Annotated in this window: 2 protein-coding genes; both read right to left on the bottom strand. The window is 35.2% G+C overall.

What is annotated here, in order from left to right; translation table 11 throughout:
* Positions 1-36: 36 nt before the first annotated feature.
* Positions 37-1,734, bottom strand: coding sequence for a DUF885 domain-containing protein (locus B0A64_RS23345; RefSeq protein ID WP_089481869.1), 1,698 nt, complete (start codon positions 1,732-1,734; stop codon positions 37-39).
* A gap of 68 nt (positions 1,735-1,802) precedes the next feature.
* Positions 1,803-3,779, bottom strand: coding sequence for an alpha-ketoacid dehydrogenase subunit alpha/beta (locus tag B0A64_RS23340; protein ID WP_089481868.1), 1,977 nt, complete (start codon positions 3,777-3,779; stop codon positions 1,803-1,805).
* Positions 3,780-3,826: the final 47 nt, after the last annotated feature.

Genomic DNA, 3,826 nt, shown 5'->3' with positions numbered 1-3,826 from the left:
TTTGTCAAACCTTTTTTATTGAAATCTATTTAAAATTTACTCTTTAGATAACATTAATTCTTTGATATATTTTACCGGAGCACTTCCAAAACTTAAGAATTTTTCGTGGAATTTTTTCAGGTTAAATTTATCCCCTTCTTGTTTTTTAAGTTCTTCTCTTAAGTTATAAATTTCAGTATAACCTGTAAAATAAGAACATAATTGAACTTGAGATAACGTTACGCGTTTCCATTTTCCGTCTGCTTCTGCTTGTTGTTGAAAAGCTTCTTTGGTCAATAAATCTATTGCAGCTTGTTTAGACATGTTTTTAGTATGAACACTAATATCTAAAATAGTATTACACGTTGCTCTCAAATTCCATTTGTAGTACATCAACCACATTTCGTCAGAATTTTTATAACCACTTTCCAGCATCATTTTCTCTGCATAAACGGCCCAGCCTTCAACCATTGCGCCGTTTCCTAAAATAGATTTTATGATACTTGGCGACTGATTACTGTAAACCAATTGTGTATAATGTCCCGGAACTGCTTCGTGAATGTTTAAAATCTGAAGGATATAGTCATTGTATTCGCGTAAGTAACTTTCGGCGTTTTCAGCTGTCCAGCCTGACATACTTCCTACATTATAATATGTATTGGCATTTTTATCATAAGGTCCGGGTGCAGAAATAGAGGCTCCGGCTACTCCTGCCATGTAAGCAGGCTCTTTACGAACCACAAGAGGTTTTGAGGGATCGATGTATAATAAATCTTTGGCTTTTACATACGCCGTTAATTCCGGAATTTGTTTCTCAATTTCTGATTGAAACTTCTCAGGAGTGGTGTGTTGTAACGAGATTTTATCAATTACTTGTTTGATCAGGTCTAATTTGTTTGTTGGTTTTACTTCATTTCCTTTGTATTTAGTCCAAAGTTTATCAGCAAGAGCAAACATCTTATCGTGTAGATCTTTTTTGTGATCAACTGCAATTTTATAAATTTCGTCGGCAGTATAGCTCGATTGAATGTCAAAATTGAATTTTTTAGCATATAATGCTGATCCTAATCTAAAANNTGTAATTGCTTTTTTAGCAATTTTTGCTTTCTCCAGCATTTCTTTTTTCTCAGCAGGACTTAATTTACTTTTAGCTAGTGCAGCAGTCAAATCAACATCAAATACAGATGAGCCTCCAAGGTTTTGTGCAATTGCAAGTTCTGTATGCTCAAGCGTTGGGTTTTTGATATTTTTTTTGGCTGCTTCATAATAAGCAGGAACGTTATTCATTTTGGCATTAAAAGCGCGCAAACGAATTTCGGGAGTATCATAATTACCGTTTAAAATCTCTGCAAAAGCGCCACAAACATTATATTCAGATGGATTCCACTCAGAAGATTTTGATTCTTTGATATTAAAAATGTTGCTTTCCAATTGATTTTTAATCATCTGAAAATCGGTTTTGTTATTATCAGACAAATCTTCGGCATTAAATTGTTTTAATGAATCTAATTGTGCATTTGCAAAATCAAGTTGTCTTTTTTCTTCGGTTGCATCCGGAACAATCAAAAGACTGTCTAGTTTATGATACCCTACTCCGGAAGCCCATCCCGGATTAATTTTCCATAAATCAGTTACAAAGCCATCTTTGTACTTATCAAATTTTCCGTCTAAAGCTTTATCTGCGTTAGACTTAGTGCTTTTATTGCAGGAAAAAAGTAAGGTGATAGCAAAAAATGAAACAAATAGTTTTTTCATAAGTTAATTTTTTAATGGTTTAAAGATAAAAAAAATGTTCATTATGCAAAACCATTTGCTATTTGTAATCAATATTTCAATAATTCTAATAAAACTTCTTCAAAACGATTTTTTGGTAAAAATTGGTCTTCTAATGCTTTTGTAAACGGAATTGGAGAATCTAAACTCGCGACTCTTTTTACGGGAGCATCCAGATATTCAAAGCATTCTTCCATAATTAAAGCCGAAATATCACTTGCGATTCCGCCAAACAAAGTGTCTTCCTGATAAATAATTACTTTTCCTGTTTTTCTAACCGAATTAAAGATCGTTTCTGTGTCTAATGGTTGCAGAGTTCTTAAATCGATTAAATCAGCTTCGATTTCAGGATATTTAGCTAGTGTTTCCAGGGCCCAATGTACGGGAGCACCAAATGCAATTATCGTAATTGAACTACCTTCTTTTAGTAGCGCAGCTTTACCAAACGGAATGGTATAATAATCTGTAGGTACATCCTGATAAACACTGCGGTACAATTGTTTATGTTCAAAAAATAAAACCGGATTAGGATCATTTATCGAAGTATTTAATAAACCTTTTGCATCATACGGAAATGCGGGATACACTACTTTTAGCCCGGGAGCTTTGGTAAACCAGGCTTCGTTGGTTTGTGAGTGAAATGGTCCTGCCTGAGTACCGCCACCACAAGGCATACGAACGACAACATCGGCTTTTTCGCCCCAGCGATAATGTGATTTTGCCAATAAATTTACGATCGGGTTAAAACCTGTAGAAACAAAATCAGCAAATTGCATTTCGACAATTGCTTTATAGCCATTTATGGATAATCCCATTCCGGCAGAAACAACAGCACTTTCGCAAATTGGCGTATTACGAATACGATCTTTACCAAACAACTCTACAAATCCATCTGTAATTTTAAAAGCACCACCATATTCAGCGATATCCTGACCCATAATAACCAGATTTTCGTGGCGCAACATAGATTGCTCTAAACCATTTCTGATGGCATCTATAAAACGAACATTTTTTGTCTCAGATCCGGGTGTAAATTCCTCAAATTGATATGATTTATAGACATCATTTAATTCTCCGCTATAAGTAGGAATTATTTCAGGCTCGTAATTGGCAAGCAATAAATTTTCGACAATTTCTTTTTTAATGTCACTTCTTAATTCCGTATCATACTCTTCAGAAAGAATTCCTTCATCGAGCAAAAACATTCTGTAATTATCTACGGGATCTTGTATTGCCCAGGTTTTCATCAGTTCATCGGGAACATAACTTGTTCCGCTGGCCTCCTCATGACCACGCATTCTAAAGGTTTTAAATTCTAATAAAACCGGATGCGGATCTTCGAGCATGTGCTCTTTTAATCTTTTTAGCTTATTGTAGATTTCGACCACATTATTTCCATCAATGATATAACTGTCAATACCATATCCTATACCTTTATCGGCTATGTTCTCGCATGAATATTGTTCGTTTGTAGGAGTCGAAAGTCCGTAACCGTTGTTTTCGACAATAAACATAACCGGCAACTTCCAGACGGCAGCAATATTTAAGGCTTCGTGAAAATCGCCTTCGCTGGTTGCTCCTTCTCCGGTAAAAACGGCAGTAATCTTATTGTTTTTTTTAAGTTTATTGGCAAGAGCAATTCCATCTGCGATTCCTAACTGAGGTCCCAAATGCGAAATCATTCCTATAATATTGTATTCCTGAGTTCCAAAATGAAAACTACGGTCTCTACCTTTAGTAAAGCCGTTTGCTTTGCCTTGCCATTGCGAAAAAAGGCGGTGCAACGGAATATTTCTGGAGGTAAAAACACCCAGATTTCTGTGCATTGGCAATATGTATTCTGAGTCGTCCAAAACAGCTGCAACACCTATAGATACTGCCTCCTGCCCTATTCCTGAAAACCATTTTGAGACCTTTCCCTGTCGGATCAGGATCAGCATTTTTTCTTCGATTAAACGAGGTTTCAGTAGTTTTTTGTACAAATCCAACAATTCTGTATTCGTAAGGTTTTCTCTATAAAAGATCATTAGACTATAGTTTTATTATTCAAATATATAAAAATATAACAATTTTA

Source organism: Flavobacterium araucananum, from assembly GCF_002222055.1.
GTDB classification, from domain to species: Bacteria; Bacteroidota; Bacteroidia; order Flavobacteriales; family Flavobacteriaceae; genus Flavobacterium; species Flavobacterium araucananum.
This window is presented reverse-complemented; position numbering and strand designations above follow the sequence as displayed.

Bases quoted from the DNA above. Each gene is read 5' to 3' on its own strand.
- B0A64_RS23340 (WP_089481868.1), bottom strand. From the start codon at position 3,779: ATGATCTTTTATAGAGAAAACCTTACGAATACAGAATTGTTGGATTTG.